Below are 24,001 nucleotides of genomic sequence, written 5' to 3'. Positions count from 1 at the left end.
CTTAAGATCACATAAGAATCACCAACGGTCGCCCGTACATCCGGGCGACCGTTTTTATTTTCCATGGCGGGTTATCTTTATCCGGCCCTATTCATTTATTCGTGCAGCCGCTTATTCCCCCCTTTATACAGCAAAAGCTTATTGCCGGCGAACTACACGGCGAGCTGCGGGCCTTTACCCTGAATATCGACCTGTCGGGCTTCACCCCCCTCACCGAAACCCTCATGCAGCAGGGGCTCACCGGTGCCGAACAGCTTTCGATGATCCTCAATGAGGTATTCGAACCCCTGGTAGAGCTGGTGTACCGCGCGGGGGGTATCATTCCTTATTTCGCCGGAGATGCCTTCACGGCGGTATTCCCCCTGGAACTCGATCGCATACACGCCATGCACTTGCTGCGTACGGCGGAGCGGGCCCGGCAGTTGTTCCGCGATCGGGGCAACAAGTTCGGCAACAAGTTCCGCATCGGCATCAAGGCGGGCATCGCGGCCGGTACGGTGAATTACGGCATCGTAGGGCAGGGCCTGCGCGCGTTTTACTTCCGGGGGCCGGCCATCGATCAGGCTGCCAAGTGTCAGACCCTGGCCGGCGAACAAGAAATAATCGTCAGCGACTTCGTCCAGACCCTCATCGAGGGCGGAATCGTCTACACCGAAGAGATCGCCACGGGTGCCTACCGGGTGCTGGGCGACGTCTCCACGGTAGCGGATGTGGAGGTACAACCCTTGTTGCTGCCCGACATCGACGCGGAAACCGCCGTGGCATTTTTACCCCCGGAGGTGGTCCGTTACGATCAGGCGGGAGAATTCCGCACGGTAGTATCCTGCTTTTTATCCTTCGACGCGGTACGGACCCACGACGAACTGGATCGCTTCGCCACGGTGGTTCTCGACCAGGTCAAAGATTTCGGGGGTTACTTCAAGGAGGTCGATTACGGCGACAAGGGGGCCCTGATGGTCATCTTCTTCGGTGCGCCGGTCTCCTACGAGAACAATCTTACGCGCGCGGTTGAATTCGCGCTGGTAATACAGCAGGAACTCGAAGCCCTGAGCGCCTCCACGAAACGCAGCTTTCGCTTTCGCATGGGCATGACCGTCGGAACGGCTTTTACGGGGATTGTCGGCGGCAAGGAACGGGCGCAGTACGCCTGCGTCGGAAACCGCGTAAACCTGGCCGCCCGCATCATGTCCCAGGCGGACTGGAAGGAAGTCCTCGTCGATGAGGAGATCGCCGCGAACCCGCAGTTTCGCTTTATCCCCAAGGGGAAGATCCGCTATAAGGGCATTAAGGAGCCGGAACCGACCTTTTCCCTGGAGGGCCGCCGGCAGTCGATCGGCAAACCCAGCTACGGCGGTAAGCCCATCGGGCGCGATCGGGAGATCGCCGAACTGATGGACTTTGCCCGACCGCTCTACGAGCGGCAATCGGCGGGCATCGCCTACGTACAGGGGGAGGCGGGCATCGGTAAAAGCCGCCTGACGTACGAACTGCGTCACCGGATGAACGAGGTGGAGCCGATAAACTGGCTGCTGGGCAGTTGCGACCAGATTTTACGCAAGTCGTTCAACCCGTTCATCTACATGATGCAGCGGCTCTTTCGCCAAAGTATCGACATCGGAGCGGAGCAGAACCACCGGCGTTTCGAGTTTAAAATCAATCGGCTGCAATTGAGTCTGCGGCGGCGCAACACGCCGGAAGCAAATGAGCTTGCCGAGGAGCTGATGCGCACGGAATCCGTCCTGGCCGCCCAGCTCGGCATCGTGATCCCCGGCTCGTTGTGGACGCAGCTGGACGCTCAAGGGCGCTACCAGAATACCATCGACGGGATCGTCAATCTCATCACCGCGGAGTGCTTATTACAGCCTACGGTGCTCGAACTGGAAGATATCCACTGGATCGACAACGACAGCCTGGCCATCGTGCGGGAACTGGTGCGCCGAACCGCCGAACGGCCCCTCCTGATTCTGGCCACCGCTCGCCCGGACGACGACGGCAATTTCCCCCGGCTCATCGATGAAGGCCTCCGTAGCCAGTTGGAGTTGCCGGTACTCTCCGTGGAGATCACCGGCCTGACGACCCAGGCGGTCCGCGAACTGGCGGAAACGACTCTCGGCAACCCCATTTCCGAACCTACCCTGGAAACCCTCCTGCGCACGACGAACAGCAATCCGTTCTACCTGGAACAGATACTGGAATACTTCCGGGAGAACGAGCTGTTACACGAAAAAGACGACGGCCTACTGCACCTGAGCGACGAAAGCATCAAGCTATCGACCAGCATCACCTCCATCCTGACGGCACGCATCGACCGGCTGTCGGATATGGTCCGGGAAACGGTGAAGGCGGCGGCGGTGATCGGCCGGGAGTTCGACATTCCGGTGCTGAGTGAGGTAATGCGGATGGATGCCGGCTTCAACGGGACGGAAAACGTGATGAAACTCCTGGAGGAGCAGATCGAAGTGGCCGAGCGGGGGCAGATCTGGAGCGCCATGAACGAGCTCCGGTACATCTTCCGCCACAGCCTATTGCGCGAAGCCGTTTACGGAATGCAGCTGACCACGCGGCTACAGCAACTGCACCGGCAGATCGCCCAGGCCATTGAGAAACTCTACGGCGATAACATCGAGGAACGGTACGTCGATCTGGCCTTCCACTACGAGAACGGAGGGGAAACCGAAAAGACGATCGAATACCTGAGCAAGGCTGCCAGCTACGCCCGGGCAAACTACCAGAATCAGCAGGCCCTCGATCTGTACAAAAGACTGGTGGAAAAACTGAGTCAGCGCCCGAAGGAGGACATTACCGTAAACATCTACCTCAATCAGGGCGGCATCTACGAGATCGTGGGCCGTTGGGAAGACGCCCAGATCGCCTACGAGGAAGCCCAACTGATCGCCAAGGACAGTCGGGACGTCGTACTGCTGGGCCGTACCAACAATGCGCTTGGGCAACTCCATACCCTCAAGGGGGAATACGAGGTCGCGATGGATTACCTGAAGGTAGCCGCCGGCCTCTTCGAGTCGGTCGACGACATCTTCGGTATCGCCCGGGCGTACAGCAATATGGGCAACCTCTTCTTCCGCACCAATCACTACGATCGGGCCCTCACCTACTACAAAAAGTCCCTCGACAGCGGGCTCAGTGAGGCCGGCACGACTACCTCCGCCGGCACGATCAGTCACCTCGGGCTCACCTACATGAACCTGGGCAGCTACGACGAGGCGATCGCGGTCATTCGCGACCAGATCCCGCGCCACGAGGCCAGCAACGACAATATGGGACTGGCTACCCTGCACACCAACCTGGGCATCGTGTACTTCGAGAGCGGTGACTACGATCTGTCGCTCGACCACCACCGCCGGGGGTTGCGGCTGGCGCGGGAGCTGGGCGACCGCCGTTTGCAAGCCATCGGACTGGGGAGCCTCGGTAACATCAAGGAACGACAGGGAAAGTACGAGGCGGCCCTCGAACTGTACGAGCAGGACCTCAAGATGTGTTACGAGATCGGCGACCGCCAGGGCATCGCGGTCACGGAGGGCCTGCTCGGGGACATCAACAGCGTCATGGGCGACTTCTCGAAGGCCATCGCTCACCTGGATCGTTGCCTGTCCATCAGCAGCGACCTGGGCTACCGCAAGGGGGTGGCGAAGGCGGTGAATACCCTGGGGGATATCTACTACCTGCAGGCGAAGTACGACCTCTCCGGCCAGTACTACGATCAGGCCATCGAGATCGCCCGCACGACCAATAACCGCCTGGTTCTGGGATCCAGCCTCTACGAGAAGGGGCTGGTCCTGCTGGCGGACGGCCAACTGGAAGCCGTAAAGAAGGTGGAACGGGAAGCGCTCGAAGTCGCCGAAGACCTCGGAAACCCCGACGTCCTCTTCGGGGCCAGACTACTCCACGCCCGCTGCTTGGTGGCCTATGCTCCGGAGAATATTCCGGAAGCGGAGGAAATCATCAAAAACCTGCTAACCTCCGACACCCTTACGGTGGAGCAGGAGGCCGAGGCATACTTCGCTTACTATACCATCAGCGGGGGTAAGGACACCGAGTCGCGCCGGCGGGCACTCTCGCTATACGAACAGCTATACGCGGAGACGCCGAAGTTCGTCTACAATCACTACCTGTCGCAGTTGCGGCAGGCCGATTAATTACCGCCGCCCAGAATGAGGGGCAGGCCGCCGCTGCCACCGTCACCGACGATCACGATCTTACTGTTGGGCGATTTTGCCAGTTCCAGCGTCGCTTCGATGCCCTTATCGCGCAGAATATTCTCCGACAGGCTGGCCGTAAGGACCCGGTTGGCGTCGGCCTTCGCCTGGGCTTCGATCAGTCGCCGCTCGGCTTCCTGCTTCTCGCGGGTCAGGATGTATTCGTACTTGAGGGAGGCCTGCTCGGCTTCGAGCTTCTCCTCGATGGCCATGCGCACCTTGTCGGGCAACTCGATGTCGCGGATGAGGATGGCCCGTAGATCGATGAAGTTAGTGGCCAGCGTGTTGGAAAGCTCCTCGGTAATGAGCGTTTGTACTTCGTCGCGCTTGGTGGAGTAGAGCTCTTCGGGGGTAAACTTGCCGATCACCTGGCGTACGCTCGACCGCACTTCGGGCCGGATGAGCCGCTCCATATAGTCCCGGCCGAAGGTTTCGTGCAGCAGCGCCACTTTACCGAAATTAGGGCGTACGCGGGCCGTCACGTCGACCTTGATGTTGAGACCGTTGCTGGAAAGGACCTCCATCTCTTCCTCGAGTTGGGCCTCGCGGACCTCGTATACGAACATGGTGTTCCAGGGGGAGACCACGTGGAAACCGGGGGCGTAGACGGTTTCCTTGTCGAGGCCGGCGAACCGCCGGAACAGAACGCCCCGCTCACCGGATTCGATCGTTACGAAGGTGGCGCTGCTGATCATCGCAAAGATGATCAGGAGGAAGAATCCGATGATTCCCCAGGTCATTAACTTTTTCTGGTCCATTTGCTTGGTATTTACCGGCCGGCTGCGGAGCGGGTCCGTTCTAAATTTAACAAAAATCGGCCGCTTTAGATGCGTTCCTAGCGTTGCGCACGCGACACGAAGTAGAGGGCCGCCGCGAAAAAGATGATGTTGGGCATCCACATCCCCAGGAGTACGGGCAGGTTCGTTCCGGCACTGATGGTGGAGGCAAACCGACTCAGAAAGACGAAAAGGGCCCCCATGAAAATGCCCAGGGCCAGCTGTATGCCCATGCCGCCTCTCACCTTCCGGCCGGCCACCGACAGGCCGATCAGGGTAAGAATGAAGATGGTAAAGGGCTCGGCGGTGCGACGGGCCAGCTCGACTTCGTACTTGCGTATGTTGCCGGCCCCCCGTTCGCGTTGCTTGCGGATCTGGGTCAACAGCTCCGGCGTGGTGAGGGCGGACTGCTGCTCGCGGTAGTCGACGAAGTCATCGGGGCGGAGATTGAGGACCGTATCGAGGGTTTCCTTACCGCCAATCGTGATCGTTTCGTGGAGACCGTCGAAGGTGCGCATCTCGTAGTTTTCGAGTCGCCACACCGCCGGATCGCCTTCGATAAATTTGGCGGATCGCGCTTTGGTCAGGCTGACCAGGCGATTGTCGGCCAGTTGCTCGATGCGAAAGTTGCGCGCGGCGCTGTCCCGCTTACTGTAGTGGGTCATGTACACCTTCGTGTCCGGCGCGACGAAGAAGTGAACGTTGGAGGTCTTGCCTTCGTCCCGGCCCCGGCTGAAGTACACCCGCTCCAGTTCCGTGCGGTGGGCGTTGGCCAGGGGTACGAGGTAGTGGATGCCCACCAGGTAGAGCAAGAACAGGAAGCCGGCGGATACCAGATAGGGACGCATCAGTCGCCAGAAGCTGACCCCGGCGTTGAGAATGCTGATGATCTCGGAGTTGTCCGCCATCCGCCCCGTAAAGAAGATGACGGCGATCAGCGTCAGCATGGGCCACAAAAACCCGAGGATGAAGAGCAGGAAGGTCGGAAAGTACTCGAAGACGATGATCTGCTTCGTGATGTCCGACTCGATGAATCGCTCCACCTTCTCGCTGAAATCGATGATCAGGCTCACCATGGAGAAGATCAGCACCGTAAAGAAGAAGGTGCGCATGAACTTGCCGATGATGTACCAATCAAGCTTCTTTAGCATGGAGGGGGGAGGACTGGAACGCCGGGGCCGGCTTTAGGCGAGGAGGCGTTTGACGGTGGCGGCGATCTGCTTTCCGTCCGCACGGCCGGCGGCACGGGCGTTGGCCTGCCCCATCACCTTGCCCATGTCGCGCATGGAGGTAGCGCCGGTTTCGGCGATGACTTCCCGGATCAGGGCTTCCAGTTTCTCATCGGAGAGTTGTTCGGGAAGGTAACGGCTGATGACCTCGATCTCCTCTCGCTCGGGTTGGGCAAGGTCTTCCCGGCCCTGTTTTTCGTAGATCTCCAGACTTTCCTGACGACTCTTCACGAGTTTTTGGAGCAGAGCGATCTCGCCGGCTTCGTCGAGGGTGGCGCCGCTGCCGTCGGTCTGCTGGAGCAGGAGGGCGTTTTTAATGGCCCGGATACCCCGGAGGGCGGCCTGGTCCTTTGCGCGCATGGCGGCTTTGAGGTCGGGGGTGATGCGTTCTTGGAGGGTCATGGGTGGGGGATGAGGGGATGAATGGAGGAGTGGGTGAGTGGATAACAGCCGGGGGACCCGCATTGGTTGCCTGGACAAAGTTGGCTCCCGCGGCCCCGCCCTACCGGTGGCGTTGGCGCAGAACCTCCCGGACTTCCTCGAGCGTATAACCCTTGGCGGCCAGGAGGACGAGGTAATGATAAAGCAGGTCGGCCGCTTCGCCGAGAAAGAGGTCCTTGTTGTCGTCCTTGGCTTCGATGACGAGCTCGACGGCTTCCTCACCGACTTTCTGGGCCACCTTATTGATGCCGCTGCGGAGTAGGGAGGTGGTGTAGCTGGACTCGCTGGGGTGATCGCGCCGATCCTGGATGGTCGCTTCGAGGTGATCGATGAAATCTCCTTCGTTGGCCTGCGCCCAGCAGGTATCGGTTCCGGTGTGGCAGACGGGGCCGGTGGGCGTAGCCTGAATGAGCAGGGAATCGCGGTCGCAGTCGGCGTCGATGCGCACCAATTGGAGAACGTTGCCGGAGGTTTCCCCCTTAGTCCAGAGACGTTGCTTGCTGCGGCTGAAGAAGGTGACCCGGCCGGTGGCCATCGTACGTTCGAGCGCCTCCGCGTTCATGTAGCCCTGCATAAGCACGACACGGGTAGTGTTATCCTGCACTATAGCGGGGAGAAGGCCGTTTTCTTTATCGAAGGCGAGTGCGCCTACCGTATCGCTGTTTACCTGCATAGCTTTATCTTATTCACCGAATTACCCCTGGAAATTATGTTTGGAAACGCTTCCACCCTCGACGGAGACTACAGTGCTGAACTCAGCCTGACCCGGCAAGACGCCGCAAACCTACGCAAAGCCGGCAAGTGGGGCCGCTTTCTCGGTATCGTAAGTATGGTTTTCGTCGGCATCTTCCTGATCCTGGTGGTTGGCTTCGGCGGTACGATGATGACGGTATTCGGACTTGGCGCCCCGGAGGGAACCGGGGTAATGATGACGATCGTGCTGGCATTCTACGCCGGCATACTCTTGCTGCTGTTCTACCTGTCGTACTTGCTGTACAAATTTGGCGCCGAAGCCGTCACGGCCGTCGACCATACGGATGCTCGCGCGGTTGCGGGTTCCCTGGCGGCACTGGCGCGCTTGTTCAAGTTGTACGGCATCCTGACGATCGTATACCTGGCGTTCACCGGCGTGAGCCTACTGACCATGCTGGCCGCCGGAGCCGAAGCGTTCATCGGCTGACCGGCCGCACCGGCACGCCCCGTCCGGATAGGTAATCCTTGAGGTCCGCGATCTCGACCTCCCCGAAGTGGAAAATGCTGGCGGCGAGACCCGCATCCGCTTTTCCGTCGGTAAAGACTTCGGCGAAGTGCTCCTTACTGCCCGCTCCGCCACTGGCGATGATGGGAATGCTCAGCTGCTCGCTCATGCGGGCCAGGGCTTCGTTGGCGAATCCGGCCTTGGTACCGTCGTGATCCATGCTGGTAAACAGAATCTCCCCGGCCCCCCGCTCCTGCGCTTCGCCGACCCAATCGTACAGCTTTTGGTCCGTCTTGATGCGGCCGCCGTTGAGGTGCACGTACCACTCTCCGTCAACCAGCTTAGCGTCGACCGCCAGCACGACGAACTGATTGCCGAAGGCGTAGGCCAGTTCATCGATAAGTTCCGGGCGGCGGACCGCGGCGGAGTTCACGGCCACTTTGTCGGCACCGGCATCGAGAAGTACGTGGACGTCTTCCAGCGCCCTGATGCCCCCACCGATGGTGAAGGGAATATTGAGGTGGCGGGCGATGTCGCGGGCCAGGTCGGCCAGGGTCTTGCGGCGCTCGTGGGTGGCGGTGATGTCGAGAAAGACCAGTTCATCGGCCCCGGCCTGGCTGTACTTGGCTCCCAGTTCGACGGGGTCGCCGGCATCGCGCAGATTAACGAAATTGACACCCTTGACGGTACGACCGTCTTTAATGTCGAGGCAGGGAATGATTCTTTTGGCGAGCACGGCGTGGGGTTAAAGCCGGGAAACGCCGGTCCCCGCGGCTAGGTTGTCGGTCCCTACGCGCGCGGGACTTATTTTCACGGCTCCCGCGTACCCGCCCAAACCTTCCACCATGCGAATGTTACTCCTTTTTCTATTGTTTTCCTCCGTACTTACCGCTCAGGACGCTACGCGCTTCGAGTCCGCCATCCGGGCCTTCGAGGCAGCCGATAAGGTAGAACCCGTTGCCCCCGGGGTCATGCTGTTCGTAGGCTCCTCCTCGATCGTGAAGTGGAACACGCTGGGGGAGGATTTTCCCGGCCACCGGGTACTCAACCGGGGCTTTGGGGGCTCCGAGTTTAGCGATCTGTTGCACTACGCCGATCGGGTCATCTATCCGTACCGGCCCGGCGTGGTATTCGTATACGAAGGCGATAATGACATCGCGGCCGGGGACTCCCCGAAGCAGGTGCTCAAGCAGGCCAAGGAACTGCGCAAGATGATCGGCAAGCACGTGGGGAAGGACGTACCGGTAGTGTTCATTTCTCCCAAGCCGAGCGTCGCCCGCTGGAACCTGAAGGAAGAGTACGAGGACGCGAATGCACGCTTACGGGCCTATGCGGAGAAAACCGACCACACCTATTACGCCGACGTGTGGACACCGGCGCTGCGGGCCGACGGGCAAGTGCGCGACGATATCTTCATCGGCGATAACCTGCACATGAACGACGCCGGTTACGACATCTGGCGCGCTGTGATCGGACCCATCGTCGACCGCCTGGCCGAGTAACTACTTCGTGGCCTTGAGGCCCTTACCGGTAGCCGCCCAGTAGATGCCACCGTAAATGTGCTGCAGGAACAGATCGTCCTTATAGGTATCGTCCATATGGCCCAGGGCGGTATAGAAGGCACGGCCACCGTCAAAATCGTGGTACCAGGCGATGGGATGGGTTTCGCCCATGCCCTTACCCTCGTTGTCCCCCCATTTAACCTTAGGGTCGTAGGTGCTTTCGTCCACCGTAACGATGGTATTCAGACCGTCAGTAGTAGCATCCTGGAATTCGTACCACTCGTCGGTCCAGAGCATGCGCCGGGGCCAGCGTTCGAGGCCGGGGAAGGCCGGATCGGTAACCTGTAGCATGGCCGTCTGGTTGGTGGGGTGAATTTTGAACATGCGTCCCACGAGCCGGGTGTACCACGGCCACTCGTACTCCGTATCGGAGGCGGCGTGAATGCCGACGTAGCCCTTTCCCGACTGAATGAAACGTTCGAAGGCCGCCTGCTCCTCGTCGGTGAAGATATCGCCGGTGGTACTGAGCATGATGATGACATCGTATTTCTCCAGTCCCTTGTCGGAAAGCGGGATGGCATCCTGCTGGCGGTCGAGCACGAATTCATGACGCTGGGCCAGCGCCTGCAGGGCGGGGATGCCCGCGGTGATGGAGGGATGGTGCCAGCCGGCCGTTTCGGTAATGAGCAGGGCGCGGAACTGCTGAGCGTACAATCCGCCCGAAACCAGGGAGCAGATCAGCAGGCAGAGGAGGGGGGTGATGGATCGACGTTGCATGCTCCCAATGTACCGCATTGTCCGCTATTCCACGCCGGTAGGATCGGTTTGACCCAACTTCGGGGCGAAGGCTCGGGTTCTAAAGGGTACCCCCAAAAGATATCTTCGTTTGGAATACCTGACCGCTTTACTTATTGGACTGGCCTCCTCCGCCGGTGCCGTCCTTCCTCCCGGCATGCTCAATTTGTCGGTAGCTACCGCTAGTCTGGAAGCGGGCAAGGGGGCGGGTTTCCGCTACGCGGCCGGCATCGTGACCGTTTTTCTGGTCCAGACCTCCATTGCCATCGTAGGGGTCAATTATCTGCGGACGAACCCCGATATCGTGGAATTGCTGAGTTGGTGGGCCATTCCCGTGCTGGCTTTGCTAGCGCTGTTCTTCTTTTTCAAGTGGTTCCGGGAGCGGCAGGCAACGGAGTCCGTCGAACGGCAGCGGGAGGAGAAGACCGTTGAGAATCCCTACTGGGAGGGCATCAGCGTCTCCCTCGTGAATTTTCTGGCCATTCCGTACTTCTTCGCCATCGGCAGCTGGCTCATGTCCGATGGTATTCTGGATACGGCCGTCCTGGCTAAGGCGGCGTTCGTAGTGGGCGCGGCCGCGGGTGCCATGCTTATTCTAACCGCTTACGCTAGCGGTGCCAGATGGATCGATGCCCACGCGCATTACGTGACCCGCCACGTCCACCTGCTGGTCGGTGCCCTCTTCGTGATCCTCGCCGGCGTCCAGAGCTACCGGATGTTCTTCTAGTTCCTGGAATTGCATCCCCCCGGCCCGGCCCCGGCGGGGCCGTCCTTCCCGTGGCGAGGTGGTGCAACCCCTTGCCACATAATAATGGAGAGAACCATCCTCACCTATACTGACAATCCCCCGGCCCGGCCCCGGCGGGGCCGTCCTTCCCGTGGCAAGGCGGTGCAACCCCTTGCCACACATCAATGGAGAGAATCATCCTCACCTAACTGACAATCCCCCTCCCGGCCCCGGCGGGGCCGTCCTCACCGTGGCGAGGTGGTACAACCCCTTGCCACACATCAATGGAGAGAACCATCCTCAACCTACCGGCAGGCTTCCAATATTTTGCAAATAAAAATTTTTGTATTTATTTAGACAAAAACAAACAAATGCCGCAGTCCTTCATCCGGGTCGTCCTCCATACCACCTTCGGCACGAAGTACCGCAGACCCCTGATCCTGCCGGAGATCGAGCAGGCACTGCATCAGGTACTGGATGCGAAGTTGCGGGACATGGACTGCCGGGTGTACAAGATTGGTGGCGCAATGGATCATGTCCACCTACTCCACGGCCTGCCCCGTTCGCACAGAATTTCCGACGTACTCCGGGAAGTGAAGGCCCGTAGCTCCTGCTGGATGCGGGACCACGGCTATCCGGACTTCAAGTGGCAAACCGGTTACGCCTGCCACTCCGCGGACTACCGCGATCGATCCGTGCTGGAACGGTACATAGCGAACCAAAAGGCACACCACTACGGCAGCGTCGCCGCCTATCTGGAAAAAGCCTCGCGCACGCAGGTCCGGCGAACGTTCGAGGACGAATACCGGACCTTACTCGATGAGCTCGATCTGATGTACGAGGAAAAATATCTGTTTGCGGAGAAAGGATAGGTACGTTGCGGTACGCATCACTTTCTCCGCAACCGATCAGTAATTCGGATTCTGCTGCAAGGCACCCTGGCTCAGGTCGATCTCCGTCTGGGGAATCGGGAAGAGTTCGTTCTTACCCGGCGTGAAGTTGGGGCGCAGCGGCTGCATCACCTCCGCGGCCCGATTGGTGCGTACGAGGTCGAACCAGCGGTGCTGCTCGAGGGCCAGTTCGACGCGGCGCTCGTGAAGTATGGCGGCGCGTAAGGCGGTCCGGTCGGTGGCGGTCACGTCGGGCAGCACGTTTGCGTTGCCGCCACGTGCCCGCGCGCGCACCTGATTGAGGTAGACGAGTGCTTGCTCCGGCTGGCCGATCTCGTTCAGCGCTTCGGCGGCGATCAGGAGCAGGTCGGCGTAGCGGAATATCCGGATGTTGCCGGGACCGTTGCCGTTGCCCCCCGGGTGATCGGGTACGAAGGCTTTCTGGTTAAAGCGCTCACCGACAATGTTGTCATCGCCCACTACGATGGCGGAGCCGTCGGGCAATACTTCGCCGACGTACAAAATGGTCGCTTCGCGTCGGGGGTCGCCGGGTTCAAAGGCGGCAATCAGGTTGTCGCTGGGTTTGTTGAAACCCCAGCCGAGGTTGGGTACCCCACGGACGCCCTGTACCTCGTTGTACTGGGAGCCGCCGCCACCGATCTCGAAGGCCGCCGCCTGTACCTCAAAGATGCTTTCGCTGCTGTTTTCTCCCTCGAGGGTAAAGATCTGGGCGAAGCTGGGGAGCAGGGAGTAGCGACCGCTGTTGATCACCTCAAGGGCCAGGTCGGCCGCTGTTTGGTGGTTGCCGCGGGTGAGGGCAACTTTGGCGAGCAAGGATTTAGCGGCCCCGCTGGTGGCGCGGCCTACGTCAACGCCACTATAACTCTCGGGAAGGGCATCCGCCGCCGCCCGGAGGTCGGCCTCGATCTGGGCGTACACTTCGTCGCGGGGCGTACGGGGAATCTCAAACACGGCGGGGAAGGGATCCAGGATCAGGGGCACGTCGCCGAACCACCGCACCAGGTTGAAGTAGTAATAAGCCCGCAGGAAGCGGGCCTCCCCGATCAGTCGGGTCCGGAGGGTCTCGTCCATGTCGACCACTTCGGGGATACGCGTGATGGCCAGATTGCTGCGGAAGACACCGGTGTAGTAGCCACCCCATACGGTAGCGGGGGCGGTGTTGGTGGAGGTATAGGTAAAGTCGTCGATCTCCTGAAGAAAGAAGCCGTCGGAGGTAAAGCTACCCTTATCGGCATCGTCACTGACGATGTCGGTCATACCGATAAAGCTGAATACGTGGGTTTGCCACTGCCGCAGTTGGTTGTAGACGGCGTTGACGGACTGCACGGCCTGCTCTTCGGTCCGGAAAAAATTACCGAGGGTATACTCGCCCTGGGGCGTACGGTCCAGCACCTCGTTACACGATGCAGCGACCAGCAAAAGGACTGCCAGGAGGGTAGGGATGATCGATTTCATGGTTGGATAACTTGAGGGTTAGGACTAAAAAGTGACGTCGATGCCGGCCGTGAGGGTGCGGGCGATGGGGTAAATGGTACCCCGGTCGATACCGTTGCTGAATACGCTGCCGTTGTAAATTTCGGGGTTGTAGCCCGAGTACTGCTGACTGGTGATCAGGTTGGTGCCGGAAACGTAAATGCGGAGGGACTGGGCCCGCAACTTGTCCGTGACGCCGGAAGCAAAGCGGTATCCGAGGGTCACGTTACGCAGGCGGAGGTAAGAGCCGTCTTCGACGAAGCGGGTGGACAGGGTTTCGATGTTCTGGCCGGCCTGGGTGATGCGGGGTTCGCTGTTGCTGGTTCCCTCGCCGTTCCAGCGGTCGAGGAAGCTGGTCTCGTAGTTGTAGGCACCAAAGCGGGCCATCTTTTTGGCATTGATCACCTCGTTGCCGAACTGCCCGGTGACGTCGAAGCTCAGCTCGATGCCCCGGTAGTTAGCCGATCCGTTGATGCCGAGGACCATGTCGGGGATAGCCGATCCGAGAATGACCCGGTCTTCGGCCGCCGTGATGACCCCATCGCCGTTCTGGTCGCGGAAGCGCAGATCGCCGACTCCCTGAATGCCGAATTTGGGAAAGGTGGCCAGTTCTTCCTCATTCTGAAATACCCCGTCGAGTTCGTAGCCGTAAAAGGAGCCGGCCGCGAAGCCTATGCGGGAGTTGGTGCCCAACTGACCGCCGATGCCGAGGCCGCCCTCAAAGAAATCGACCGCCGTGCCGTCGAGGCGCAGCACCTCGTTGTGGACGAAGCTGGCGTTGCCCCCGATCGAATACTGAAGATCACTACGGGTTTCCCGCCAGGTGAGGTTCAGGTCTACGCCCCGGTTCAGCACGGAAGCCACGTTACGACGGGGCGCGTTGGCACCGATGTAATCGGGTATCGGCGCGTTGAAGAGAATGTCGTCGGTCACCTTGCGGTAGACGTCGGCTTCGAACAGGAACTTGTTGTCAAACAATCCTACCTCTACCCCAATGTCGGTTTGGGTCGTCTGTTCCCACCGCAGGTCCGGGTTGGCCAGGGTGGTCAGGGTGGAGCCGGGGAGGAGCACGGGGTCCTGTCCGAATACGGCACCAACGCCGCTGACCACGCGGGGCAGGTAGTCGAAGTCGCCGATGCGGTCGTTGCCGGTCTGGCCCCAGCTGGCCCGTACTTTGAGCCGGCTGATGAGGCCGTCGGTACTGAAGAAATCCTCCTGGCTGATGTTCCAGCCCAGGCCTACCGACGGGAAAAAGCCATACTGGTAGTTGTCACCGAAACGGGAGGAGCCGTCGAGGCGGCCCGACACCGTGATCAGGTAGCGGGCATCGTAGACGTAGTTGAGGCGACCAAGGTAGGATACCAGTCCCCAGTTGCTTCCCGCTCCGCCGCCGTTGGTGGCGGTGGTGACGTCCCCGGAGTTCAGGTAAAAGAAGGAAGGATCCTCACCAATGAGCCGCTGCCGGCCACCGCTGAGGAACTCCCCGAAGTTGTCCTGGTAGGTCACGCCGGCCACTCCGTCCAAGTGGTGGATACCGAAGTCATTATTGTAGCTCACCGTGTTTTCCCAGAGCCAGTTGCGGTTGTAGCCGTTGAAGACGTTGATATTGCTCTCCTTGTTCTGCTGATTAGCGCTGACGAAGAAGACCGGAGAGAAGTTGCGGTTGCGGTTGTAATCGAAGTCGAGGCCGAAGTTGGTGCGGAAGGTGAAGTGGTCGAGGAAGCTGATGTCCGCGTAAGCGTTACCAACCGCGCGGTAAGACTGGCTGCGATTGTTGCTGTAGAAGATCGTGGCCAGGGGGTTGCCCGTATTGCCGATTGCGGTGGCGTCGCCGAAGTTGCCGGCCGAGTCAATGGGAACCGTGATGGGGTCGGCCCGGTAGGCGGTCAGTAAGATGCTGCCCGCGTCGACGTTGTCGGAACCGTTGATGCCCAGGGAGAGATTACTGCCTACGTTGAGCCAATCCTTCACCTTACGGGAATTATTGAGTCGGAGGGTTAGGCGGTCGAAATTGGAACCCTGGATGATCCCGTCCTGACGGAAGTAGTTGGCGCTGAAATTAAAGGTGCCCCGGTCGCCTCCGCCGTTAAAGGAAAGCTGGGCATTGTAGATCGGAGCGGTGCGGAACACCTCGTCCTGCCAGTTGGTACCCTCCCCGTACTGCTCCGGATTGGCGAAGCGGGGCCGCCGGCCTTCGTTGACGTCGACTTCGTTGAGCAAAGTGGCGTATTGGTTGGCGTTCAGGACGTCAATGGTTCGGATGACCTCCTGGGTGCCCGTGTACGCACTCACCGTGAATCCGCCGGCTCCCGCGGCCCCGCCCCCCTGCTTGGTGGTAACGATGATGACGCCATTGGCGCCCCGCGCCCCGTAAATGGCCGTCGCGGAGGCATCCTTCAGTACGGAAACGCTCTGCACGTCCTGGGGATTAAGGAAGCTGATGTCGTTGAGGATCATGCCGTCGACCACGAAGAGCGGATCGGCGTTGTTCAGCGTACCTACCCCCCGGATACGGAAGATAGCGTCCGCCCCCGGTGCACCCGACCCGGGGATGATCTGGAGGCCGGAAACCTTGCCCTGCAACGACTGGCCCAGCGACTGGGTGGGAATGTCCGTAAGTTGCTCCGACTCGACCACCGATACCGCTCCGGTCAGGTCACCTTTCTGCTGGACGCCGTAGCCGATCACGACGACTTCCTGCAATAGTTCGGTGGCTTCTCCCAACGTCACGTCGATAACGCCGCGACCGGCGATGGCCAACCGCTGGGACTGGAAGCCGGTGTAAGAAAACACCAGGCTGTCCCCTCCTTCCGGTACGGATACGGTGTAGCTGCCGTCAAAATCGGTAACGGAGCCGCTGGTGGTCCCGATGACCTGCACGCTCACCCCGATCAGGGGTTCGTTACCGTCAGTGACCGTACCGGTTACCGTAGTCTGGGCGGAAAGCGCCAGACCCAGGAGGAAGGCGTAACTGGTGAAAAGAAGTCGTCGCATGATAAATTATTGGTGGGTTAGGATAAATTAAAAGACCGTCCAACGGGTAGCTACCACCGTCAGTACGTATGCCCGTACTTCCAGTCCTGCCCTCCCCGCACGCCCAGCGTCGGTTTGAGGGGGATCTTCAGTCCCTGGGTTTCCTCCAGCCACTCGAAGAGTGCGCGGTTCATCTCGGCGATCTTCGCCTGGTGGTTCGGGTCCTCGATGAGGTTGCGGGCCTCGTGGGGGTCGTTGACGAGGTCGTAGAATTCGTTGATGTCCCAGATGCCCTGGGTGCGGATGAATTTGAAGCTGTCGGAGCGTATGGCGTGCACCGTCGGCGTCTGCGGGAAGGGACGCTCCCAGTAGTATTCGTAGAAGAAGTTCTTGCGCCAGTCCGCGACCGTCTCCCCCCGCAGCAGGGGCAGGAAGGACCGGCCGTTCATTTGCTCCGGGGTAGCCAGTCCGGCCATGTCCAGGATGGTAGGACCGATATCGGCGTTGGTGGCGATCTCCTCCATCCCGCGGGCATCCAGCATGGCGGGGGCGTACACGAGCAGGGGTACCCGCATCGACTCCTCGTAGGCCTGCCGCTTGTCGATCAGGCCGTGTTCGCCGAAGCTGAAGCCGTTATCGCCCATATAGATGACGATGGTATTCTCCAGCTGCCCCGTCTCCTCTAGGGTCCGTAGTACGGTGCCGATGCTCTCGTCAATGCCGAGCAGGGTTTCCAGGTAGTTGCGGTAGAAGGTGTTGAAATCCATGTCGCCGTTGTACATGTAATCGACGCCGTGCCAACTGTTGCGTTGGGCCTTCACCCAGTTCGGGACGAGGTCGTAGCGGTAACCTACCTCCAGCGCCCGCCGCTTCTCCCGCAGGGTGGGCCGGGGCGCGGTCACGGTGCGGTAGTCCGTCGGGTCGACGTCGGGCGGGTACATTGTCGGAGGATACTGAATGTCCACGTCGCGGTATTCTCCCGCGTGCCGTTGTGCGGGCTGAAATTCGGCGTGCACCGCCTTGTGGGAGAGGTACAGAAAGAAGGGCTTTTCGTCGCTCCGCTCCCGGCGGATGAAGTCCACGGCGTAGTCGGTGAGCACGTCGGTGACGTAGGCGCTGTCCCGGTAGGATACTTCCTCCCCGTCTACGTTGAGGGTGGGGTTGTAGTAGACTCCCTGCCCCTCGAAGCTGATCCAGCGGTCGAAACCCGGACGGGCGTCGGCATTGTGATGGCCCATGTGCCACTTGCCCATGAAGGCGGTTTCGTAGCCGGCCTCCTGCAGGTACTGGGGGAAGTAAATGAGGTCCTCCCGGGCCGGCGCGTCATTATCCACTACCTCGTGCACGTGGCTGTACTGTCCGGTCAGAATACTGGCACGGCTCGGGGAACACAGCGCGGTACCCACGAAGGCGTTTTTTACGTGGATCCCTCCGCGCGCCATGCGGTCCATATGCGGGGTTTCCAGGCCGGGAACCTTACCGGTAAACCCCATAAAGTCGTAGCGGTGATCGTCGCTGAGGATAAACACGACGTTGGGCGGGGACGCGGGTGCCGGCTCGGTACCGGGGTCCAGCATCGCTGCCGCTACCACCGAAAAGATCGCCAGGAAAAGATATACCGTTGGTTGCATAATAGAATTTAAGGGGAGGGGAAAGGCTCTATTCACCCAGCCAGCCACCCGTAAAACCGGCCCGCTCCAGGCCCCGTCGGATGTAAGGGTTTTTGCGCATCAGTTTCCAGATCAGTTCGCTGCGGTGGTTCTCGATCTGGATCAGGATGGGTCCCTGGTCGATGCCCAGGTAGTCGACGTCGTACCAACCGTTCTCGTTGCCCTTGCCGAAGGTGAAGCTCGGGTTGAAAGCATCCCGGAACCCGTAGGGCCCGACGAGGCTATCGTACCGGGTCGTCCACATGTGGTCCAGAGCGGCAATACACTCCTCCGGCGCGAAGGGTACCGAACCCCCGGCCGCGGTGGGAGCGATGGTGCCGTCATCGATGACGTGGCGCGCGGAAGCCCCGCGGGCCCGGTAGTCGAAAAACTTCACTTCCTGCCCCCGGTAAAGAGTGTCGAGCCCGCCGGGCCCGTCGCAGGCGGTAAGTCCCCACTGGTTCGGACCATAGCCGGCGAAGCCCTGAGGGTTTTCGATGCAGTAAGCCCGGTTGGCGAGGGTGGCCTTACGGCTGTTTTCGAAGTAGTCGCTGTCGTGCTCGCGCATGTAGTCGTCCCGGATGCCGCGGAAGTCGATGTACATATGACTGTACTGGTGACCGAAGAGCGGACTGAAGTTCAAATGATCGTAGCCCTGAAATTCTTCCCAGGCGTAATTCTCCGTCCAGCGTTCCCACGCATCGTCCGGCAGAGGGTGGGTCGGGGAGCCCAGGCCGAGGACCAGCAGGATCATGGCCTCGTTGTAGCCGTTCCAGTCGGCGGGAATGAACTCGCGGTCGGGACGCCAGCCCATACTCATGCGGCCCTGCTCGTTGAGCGACCAGTCCCACTCCACCCGCCGGTACAGCAGATCGGCCAGTTCGCGGATGCGGCGTTCCGTCTCATCGGTGCCGTCGAAGTAGCTCTGCGCCGAAAGGACACCCGCCATCAGCAGGCCGCTATCGATGGTGGAGAGTTCCACGTCCTTGTACCGTAGGGCCTCATCGTTGGTCAGGAAGTGGTAGAAGAGGCCCCGGTATCCGGCTACTCCCGTCATTTCCGGTCCCTGGGGCAGGCTCCAGAGTTTTTCCAGGGTTAGGAGGGTACGCTCCGCGGCCTGCTCGCGGGTGACGTAGCCGCGCTCCACGCCCACGAGGTAGGACGTAAGCCCGAAGCCCGTAGCGGCGATGCTGCTGAAGCGCTCCGTCGGCCAGCGGTCGGGGATTTGATAGTTGCCCGGCAGGGCGGTTTCCCAGAAGTAATTAAAGGTGCGGCGCTGCAGCTCGTCCAGGCTGAAGGCGGTCGTATCGGTAGTCTCAACCGCGCCGCCCTGCGCCCGCCCGACTCCCCCCGGGGGAGCCTGGCAGGCGCAGCACAGCACGAGTAAGACGCTCAGTAAGCGCATCGTCATTCGTATTACCGTTTGATGACCATGGAGCGGGCTACGAGCCGGCCCGTACGGTCCTGAGCGGTAAGCAGGTAGGTGCCCTTGGCCAGGTCGCTGAGATCCCATTGCTCCCGCGTTCCCGCTCCGCTTACCTGCTTGCGGGCCACTTGCTGGCCGAGCATGTTGGTCAGGGTAAAGCTGGAGGCTCCGTCGGCATTCTCGATGGTCAGCCAGTCGGTGATCGGGTTGGGGAATACCCGCAGGGATGCTACGGTCACGGGGGCGAACAGACTAGTCAGATTACCACAGTCTCCGCCGCCTACCGCGATGTCATCGAAGTAGTAGGTCATGGCGGCGGTGGGTACGGCCGTATTGTTCATGATGATGGTGATCCGATCGTACATGGCGCCGTCGGGCAGGGCGCTCATGTCGAAGGTGAGTTCCTGCCACTCGCCGGGCGTCGTGTAGTCGGCGACCACGTCTCCGCTGCCGGGTGCACCGTCGCGTCCGCGCTCCAGTTTGAAGACGACCGAGGTGGCGAAGTCCATCAGTACCTTCATGGTCACGAACTTGGCGCCACTGGTGAGCACGATGGGGGCTTCCAGGTCCGCGTACATGCCGGCGAAGGTCTCACCGTCAATTGCCTCCTCGAAGGTGCCGACGCGCTCACTCTCGTTGATGCCCGTGGTGTTGGGGTTGTCGGAGATGATGAAATCGTTATCGCTGAATGCACCGTTGGCGAAGTAGCGCCAGTCGGCGAGCGTGTAGTCGACGTCGTCAAAGGTCGAGATGCAGGAGCTCGCGTAGGGCGCCCGGCTGAATCCGAGGTCGTCGAGGTAGTAGGTATTCGCGGTGGCGTTGTCCGTGCCCGCACCGAAGAAGAGCACGAGCTTGGTGTAGGCTCCGCCTTCCGCATCGCTGAAATCAACGGTGTAGGTCGACCAGGCCTCGGTGGTGTCGATCTCCACGAACTTCTCCACGTTCGGACCGATGCCGCCCTCCAACTTGAAGAGCAACTGGCCCTCTACGGGGGCCCAGACGGTGGCGCTAAACTGGTTGCGTAGACTGAGGTCGATGGGGGAAGTGTATTCAATAACCAGGGCGTTGAACGCACCGGGCTGATCCTCGAACTTGCCCACTTTCGTGCTCTGGTTGGGGGAGTTGGCTCCGGCATCCGGGTTATCGACCACGGTCAGAAACTGGGCGTCGCCGGAATAGGTCGCATTACGCTGGCACTCGAAATCGTCGAGGGTGGTGGGGTCGGGCTCCACGTCGGCGCAGGCGTCGACGGTGCTCTGGCCCTGGGTCAGGTTGTCGAACAGGTACATGCCCGTGCCGTCCGTATCGGGGGCGAACTGGATATTGATCTGTCCGAAGTCGGTGACGTCGTCGAATTCCTCAAAATTGAAGTTAAGCGTCTGCCAGGTCTGGGCCGTAGTGACGGTAGCGGAGGCGGACTTCGGTCCGCTCGTAGCGCTTACCAGTTGCAGGGTGACGACCGTGCCGTCGGCCGGCGCCCATACGTCCAGGTTGAGTTGGGGGTTGCTGCTGAGGTCGATGCCATTGGGTAGCGTAGCGGTCAGCGTGCTGAACATGCTGCTGCCCCGGGTGTAGGAACCCACCGTATTGCTGGTGTTGATCTCCTTGTCGGGGTTGGTGATCGGACCGTTGAAGGTGCCGTTCAGCGTGGTATTGCCGTTCAGGGGGGTCCAGCTCAGTTTCGCGCCGCCCTCGAAGTCTTCCAGGGCCGCAGCGGGGGGAGCGGGCGTGCGGGTAATGTCGTCGATGTAGTAGACGTCACCCGCTGCTTCCTCGACGCCCACGTTGAAGAACAGTACGATCTTTTTGTGGTTGGCCCCGGATTGGTCGCTGAAGTTCGCGCAGACCTCCGTCCAGGTTTCCGTCTCCGAAACCATTACGCGTACTTCCTTGGCGGGGGAGGTGCCTCCCTCCAGTTTGAACAGAATCTCTCCCGCCACCGGAGCCCACACTTTCATGCAGATGCGGTTGTTGACCGACAGGTCGAGCGCCGAGCTGTAGTCGATCACCAGGGCATGGAAGGCACCATCCTGGTCGGTGTACTGGCCTACGCTGTCGCTGGTGTTGATGCCGCTTTTGTCGGGGTTGACGATCGTCATGAGGTCATCGAAGCCCGGCACGCCGTAGGTCGCATTACGCTGACATTCAAAGTCATCGATGATGGTGGCGTCGGCGACCGTGCCGGCGCAGGGGCCCTCCGGGGAGGCGACGATGTTGTCGAATAAGTACGTATCGGTACTGGTCTCGGTGCCCGGATCGAAAAAGAGGATCAGGTTATTGAGCTGGTCGAGATCGGCGGCGGCGCTGAAGTCGAAGGTGTAGGTGCGCCATACGTTCGCCGTGGCGATATTGACCGTTTTCTCAATAAACTGGCCACCGCCCCGCTGCTCCAGCTTCATGATCAGTTGGGTGGGGGCACCCGCGTAGACCTGAATGGAGAACTGGTTGTTTTCGCTGAGGTCCAGGGTTCCCTCCAGTTCGGCGACGAAGTAGCTGTAGGCCTTGTCGCCCGCTTTCGTGTATGACCCTACCCATTCGCTGGGGTTAATGGTGGTCATGTCCGGGTTGGCCACCCGGCCGGTAAAGGTGCCTTCGTAGGCATTCCAGGGAAGGTCGGGCGTTTCGTCCTCAAAGTCTTCGAGGACCACCTGAGCACTCAGGCCGAAACCGGCCAGGCACAGGCACAGGAGAAGTAGAATTCGTTGCATAATCGGATGTATTTAGAGTAGTAGAAAGATTTATTGATTGATGAACAGGGGTAGGTGGGTGGCTCCTCCCGGGCCCGAAATACGGACGACGTACAGCCCACGTGCGGGGCGGGGCCGCAGGAGCAACGGAATTTCGTGAATGCCGCCTTCCAGGGACGTAGCCGTCAGTAGGGCAGCGATGACCCGACCGGTCGGATCCAGCAGGTCAACGGTCACCCGGGTGGCCCGTTCGAGGGAGAGGGAAAGCGTGGCGCGCTCGCCGGCCGGATTGGGGTAGAGGCGGGGCGGGGTGGCGAGGAAAGCGGGCAGTTGGGCCACCGCGGTAGTCGTACTGTCTTCCACGAAGCCGATGGCCTCCAGGGCCGGAGCGATCTCCGGGCTCGACATGAAGAGGTCCCAGAGCAGTCCGCTCCGGTAATTTTCGATCATACAGATGATGGGCCCCTGATCGATGGCCAGGTAGCTGTCCGCGTACCAGTTCTGACCGGGATTGAAGGCGTCGTAAAAGCCGTAGATGCCCCAGGTCTTATCACCCAGGTCCCGGTAGAAGTGCTTCAGGGCCGCCATGCTTTCCTCCGGAGTGTAGGGCATGCTGCTCAGGGCGGCGGTGGGCGTGAGGGTGCCATTATCGGTCTGCGGACTGTCGGGAGCATGCGCCATATACCCGTTAGGATCGTCACTGGCGGTCAGTCCCCAGGCCTCAGGTCCGTAGCCTTCCCGGTTGTAAGGATTTTCGATGGCGTGTTGGTACTGAATGAGCGACTGGTTGGTGTTGCGCTCGAAGTAGTTGGCGTAGCGATCGCGCTTGCCGCGTGGGTCGAAGCCCAGGTAGCTGTAGTGACTGAAGAAAAGGGGACCGCCCTTGCCGCGCCCTACCAGCAGGGGAATCCCGTAGAAGGTATTGTCGGTCGTATAGTTACTGCCGGCCCAACCCGTATGGTAAAGGGATGCGGGGATCCGGTGCGCGGGTTCGGGAGCCGCAACACCCAGGATGTAGGCAATCTGCACTTCGTTGAAACCCCGCAGCGGGAGGTTGATGGCAAACTGGTGGTTCGGCGACCAGTGCCAGTATAATACGTTCTCTACTGATTTACGGTACCAGTTCCAGTTGACGTCTCCCCAGATCCGGTTGATGTTGGTGCGCAGACTGGTTTCGGCTTCCGTCTCCCCGGAAAAGTACTGTCGCGAGGTAAGCAGGCCCTGCAGGAGGAAAGCGGTTTCCACGAGGTCGCCGCCATCGTCCCGGGCGCTGAAGGGGATGACCTCCCCCGTGGCCCCGTTCATCCAGTGCGCGAAGGCTCCCCGGAAGCGGGGCACGGTAAGGAGGAAGTCTACGATCTTGGCGGTGCGGGTCAGGGCTTCCTCCCGGCTGATGAACCCGCGCTCGGCTCCTACGATCAGGGCCATAAGCCCAAATCCGCTGCCGCCCGAAGTCACCGTTGCGGTAGTGTTACGCTCGCGGGCCAGGCCGGAAACCGGGTGCCCGAAGTCGTAGAAGTAACGGAAGGTATACTGCTGCACCATGTCGAGCAGGGCCGAATCACTCATGGTGTAGGTGGTGGCCTCCACGGTGTCCGACGGCGTACCCAGTTCCCCCCCGTCGGTCAGTGGCCGTACGAAGTACCGGGTGGTGACGTCGGCATCTCCGACGAAGTTGATGTGGGTGTTCTGTACGATGGAGGCCGTGCCGAGGGGGGCGAATTGCTCTCCGGGCCGTGAGCCGTAAACGCGCACGCTCCGGACGGCGGGGTTTCCCGGCTGATCCCACCTCAGTTCCACGTGATGATCGTAGGCCGTAGCGATCAGTCCGGTGACGGCGCCGGCCTGTCCCCACAGCATATGTGTGCCAATGCAGGACAGGATCGCGAAGAGGGTGCCACAGCGGATGAATCGTTGTCTGTACATGTAAGATCGACTTGAATCTAGGGCGGGAGATTTCCCGAATTTACTTCACCAAGGTCGGCGGAAAGCCCCGTAAT

Annotated in this window: 17 protein-coding genes; 5 read left to right on the top strand and 12 right to left on the bottom strand. The window is 60.5% G+C overall.

The window, feature by feature from the left end; genetic code table 11:
• The first annotated feature begins 101 nt into the window (after nucleotides 1–101).
• On the top strand, nucleotides 102–4,154 hold the full coding sequence (locus NMA52_RS13710) for a tetratricopeptide repeat protein (RefSeq protein ID WP_254828261.1): 4,053 nt from the start codon (nucleotides 102–104) through the stop codon (nucleotides 4,152–4,154).
• Here the strand turns inward: NMA52_RS13710 and NMA52_RS13705 are convergent.
• From NMA52_RS13705 to hisIE, 4 genes are all read right to left on the bottom strand, one after another.
• Entirely contained in the window at nucleotides 4,151–4,972 is an 822-nt protein-coding gene (locus tag NMA52_RS13705) for a prohibitin family protein (RefSeq protein WP_254828260.1), read from the bottom strand. The two genes, NMA52_RS13710 and NMA52_RS13705, sit on opposite strands and share 4 nt — an antisense overlap.
• A gap of 77 nt (nucleotides 4,973–5,049) precedes the next feature.
• Nucleotides 5,050–6,141, bottom strand: coding sequence for an LptF/LptG family permease (locus tag NMA52_RS13700; RefSeq protein WP_254828259.1), 1,092 nt, complete (start codon nucleotides 6,139–6,141; stop codon nucleotides 5,050–5,052).
• Nucleotides 6,142–6,174: 33 nt separating this feature from the next.
• Nucleotides 6,175–6,621, bottom strand: a complete 447-nt coding sequence (locus tag NMA52_RS13695) for a GatB/YqeY domain-containing protein (RefSeq protein WP_254828258.1) — start codon at nucleotides 6,619–6,621, stop codon at nucleotides 6,175–6,177.
• A 100-nt stretch (nucleotides 6,622–6,721) separates the two neighbouring features.
• Nucleotides 6,722–7,333: a bifunctional phosphoribosyl-AMP cyclohydrolase/phosphoribosyl-ATP diphosphatase HisIE gene (gene hisIE, locus NMA52_RS13690; RefSeq protein ID WP_254828257.1), complete on the bottom strand. Its 612-nt coding sequence runs from the start codon at nucleotides 7,331–7,333 to the stop codon at nucleotides 6,722–6,724.
• Between the two features lie 36 nt (nucleotides 7,334–7,369).
• On the opposite strand from hisIE, the gene NMA52_RS13685 reads away from it, so the two are divergent.
• On the top strand, nucleotides 7,370–7,840 hold the full coding sequence (locus NMA52_RS13685) for a hypothetical protein (RefSeq protein WP_254828256.1): 471 nt from the start codon (nucleotides 7,370–7,372) through the stop codon (nucleotides 7,838–7,840).
• Here NMA52_RS13685 and hisF read toward each other — a convergent pair.
• The gene (hisF, locus tag NMA52_RS13680) at nucleotides 7,830–8,594 is read right to left on the bottom strand and encodes an imidazole glycerol phosphate synthase subunit HisF (RefSeq protein WP_254828255.1); all 765 of its coding nucleotides are present in this window, start codon (nucleotides 8,592–8,594) and stop codon (nucleotides 7,830–7,832) included. The two genes, NMA52_RS13685 and hisF, sit on opposite strands and share 11 nt — an antisense overlap.
• Before the next feature lie 109 nt (nucleotides 8,595–8,703).
• Here hisF and NMA52_RS13675 point away from each other — a divergent pair, with 109 nt between their 5' ends.
• A complete protein-coding gene (locus tag NMA52_RS13675; protein WP_254828254.1) occupies nucleotides 8,704–9,360 on the top strand; it encodes a GDSL-type esterase/lipase family protein in 657 nt (218 codons plus the stop codon).
• On the opposite strand, the gene NMA52_RS13670 is transcribed toward NMA52_RS13675, so the two are convergent.
• On the bottom strand, nucleotides 9,361–10,137 hold the full coding sequence (locus NMA52_RS13670; RefSeq protein WP_254828253.1) for a ThuA domain-containing protein: 777 nt from the start codon (nucleotides 10,135–10,137) through the stop codon (nucleotides 9,361–9,363).
• Nucleotides 10,138–10,246: 109 nt separating this feature from the next.
• Between NMA52_RS13670 and NMA52_RS13665 the strand changes: the two genes are divergently transcribed.
• Both NMA52_RS13665 and tnpA read left to right on the top strand, forming a co-directional pair.
• The gene (locus NMA52_RS13665; protein WP_254828252.1) at nucleotides 10,247–10,882 is read left to right on the top strand and encodes a LysE family transporter; all 636 of its coding nucleotides are present in this window, start codon (nucleotides 10,247–10,249) and stop codon (nucleotides 10,880–10,882) included.
• A gap of 371 nt (nucleotides 10,883–11,253) precedes the next feature.
• Nucleotides 11,254–11,754, top strand: a complete 501-nt coding sequence (gene tnpA / locus NMA52_RS13660; RefSeq protein WP_254828251.1) for an IS200/IS605 family transposase — start codon at nucleotides 11,254–11,256, stop codon at nucleotides 11,752–11,754.
• A 36-nt stretch (nucleotides 11,755–11,790) separates the two neighbouring features.
• On the opposite strand, the gene NMA52_RS13655 is transcribed toward tnpA, so the two are convergent.
• Genes NMA52_RS13655 through NMA52_RS13630 form a run of 6 tightly spaced genes read right to left on the bottom strand, consistent with a single transcriptional unit; the run spans nucleotide 11,791 to nucleotide 23,927 of the window.
• Nucleotides 11,791–13,248 carry a RagB/SusD family nutrient uptake outer membrane protein gene (locus NMA52_RS13655; protein ID WP_254828250.1) on the bottom strand — a complete coding sequence of 486 codons (1,458 nt, stop codon included), beginning with the start codon at nucleotides 13,246–13,248 and terminating at the stop codon, nucleotides 11,791–11,793.
• Between the two features lie 24 nt (nucleotides 13,249–13,272).
• On the bottom strand, nucleotides 13,273–16,260 hold the full coding sequence (locus NMA52_RS13650; RefSeq protein WP_254828249.1) for a TonB-dependent receptor: 2,988 nt from the start codon (nucleotides 16,258–16,260) through the stop codon (nucleotides 13,273–13,275).
• Between the two features lie 59 nt (nucleotides 16,261–16,319).
• Entirely contained in the window at nucleotides 16,320–17,870 is a 1,551-nt protein-coding gene (locus NMA52_RS13645) for a sulfatase (RefSeq protein ID WP_254828248.1), read from the bottom strand.
• Between the two features lie 28 nt (nucleotides 17,871–17,898).
• Entirely contained in the window at nucleotides 17,899–19,299 is a 1,401-nt protein-coding gene (locus NMA52_RS13640; protein WP_254828247.1) for a glucoamylase family protein, read from the bottom strand.
• Nucleotides 19,300–19,304: 5 nt separating this feature from the next.
• Entirely contained in the window at nucleotides 19,305–22,022 is a 2,718-nt protein-coding gene (locus NMA52_RS13635) for a T9SS type A sorting domain-containing protein (RefSeq protein WP_254828246.1), read from the bottom strand.
• 30 nt (nucleotides 22,023–22,052) lie between these two features.
• Nucleotides 22,053–23,927 carry a glucoamylase family protein gene (locus NMA52_RS13630; protein ID WP_254828245.1) on the bottom strand — a complete coding sequence of 625 codons (1,875 nt, stop codon included), beginning with the start codon at nucleotides 23,925–23,927 and terminating at the stop codon, nucleotides 22,053–22,055.
• Between the last annotated feature and the right edge of the window lie 74 nt (nucleotides 23,928–24,001).

This window comes from Lewinella sp. JB7 (assembly GCF_024297185.1).
In the GTDB taxonomy this organism is placed as follows: domain Bacteria; phylum Bacteroidota; class Bacteroidia; order Chitinophagales; family Saprospiraceae; genus Neolewinella.
Note: the sequence above shows the minus strand (reverse complement) of the source record. Positions and strands in the feature narration are given on the sequence as shown.

What these genes read in the sequence shown, in the direction of transcription:
- NMA52_RS13705 (WP_254828260.1), bottom strand. Translation starts at nt 4,972, where the DNA reads ATGGACCAGAAAAAGTTAATGACCTGGGGAATCATCGGATTCTTCCTC.
- NMA52_RS13700 (WP_254828259.1), bottom strand. Translation starts at nt 6,141, where the DNA reads ATGCTAAAGAAGCTTGATTGGTACATCATCGGCAAGTTCATGCGCACC.
- NMA52_RS13695 (WP_254828258.1), bottom strand. Translation starts at nt 6,621, where the DNA reads ATGACCCTCCAAGAACGCATCACCCCCGACCTCAAAGCCGCCATGCGC.
- hisIE (WP_254828257.1), bottom strand. Translation starts at nt 7,333, where the DNA reads ATGCAGGTAAACAGCGATACGGTAGGCGCACTCGCCTTCGATAAAGAA.
- NMA52_RS13685 (WP_254828256.1), top strand. Translation starts at nt 7,370, where the DNA reads ATGTTTGGAAACGCTTCCACCCTCGACGGAGACTACAGTGCTGAACTC.
- NMA52_RS13675 (WP_254828254.1), top strand. Translation starts at nt 8,704, where the DNA reads ATGCGAATGTTACTCCTTTTTCTATTGTTTTCCTCCGTACTTACCGCT.
- NMA52_RS13670 (WP_254828253.1), bottom strand. Translation starts at nt 10,137, where the DNA reads ATGCAACGTCGATCCATCACCCCCCTCCTCTGCCTGCTGATCTGCTCC.
- tnpA (WP_254828251.1), top strand. Translation starts at nt 11,254, where the DNA reads ATGCCGCAGTCCTTCATCCGGGTCGTCCTCCATACCACCTTCGGCACG.
- NMA52_RS13655 (WP_254828250.1), bottom strand. Translation starts at nt 13,248, where the DNA reads ATGAAATCGATCATCCCTACCCTCCTGGCAGTCCTTTTGCTGGTCGCT.
- NMA52_RS13650 (WP_254828249.1), bottom strand. Translation starts at nt 16,260, where the DNA reads ATGCGACGACTTCTTTTCACCAGTTACGCCTTCCTCCTGGGTCTGGCG.
- NMA52_RS13645 (WP_254828248.1), bottom strand. Translation starts at nt 17,870, where the DNA reads ATGCAACCAACGGTATATCTTTTCCTGGCGATCTTTTCGGTGGTAGCG.
- NMA52_RS13640 (WP_254828247.1), bottom strand. Translation starts at nt 19,299, where the DNA reads ATGACGATGCGCTTACTGAGCGTCTTACTCGTGCTGTGCTGCGCCTGC.
- NMA52_RS13635 (WP_254828246.1), bottom strand. Translation starts at nt 22,022, where the DNA reads ATGCAACGAATTCTACTTCTCCTGTGCCTGTGCCTGGCCGGTTTCGGC.
- NMA52_RS13630 (WP_254828245.1), bottom strand. Translation starts at nt 23,927, where the DNA reads ATGTACAGACAACGATTCATCCGCTGTGGCACCCTCTTCGCGATCCTG.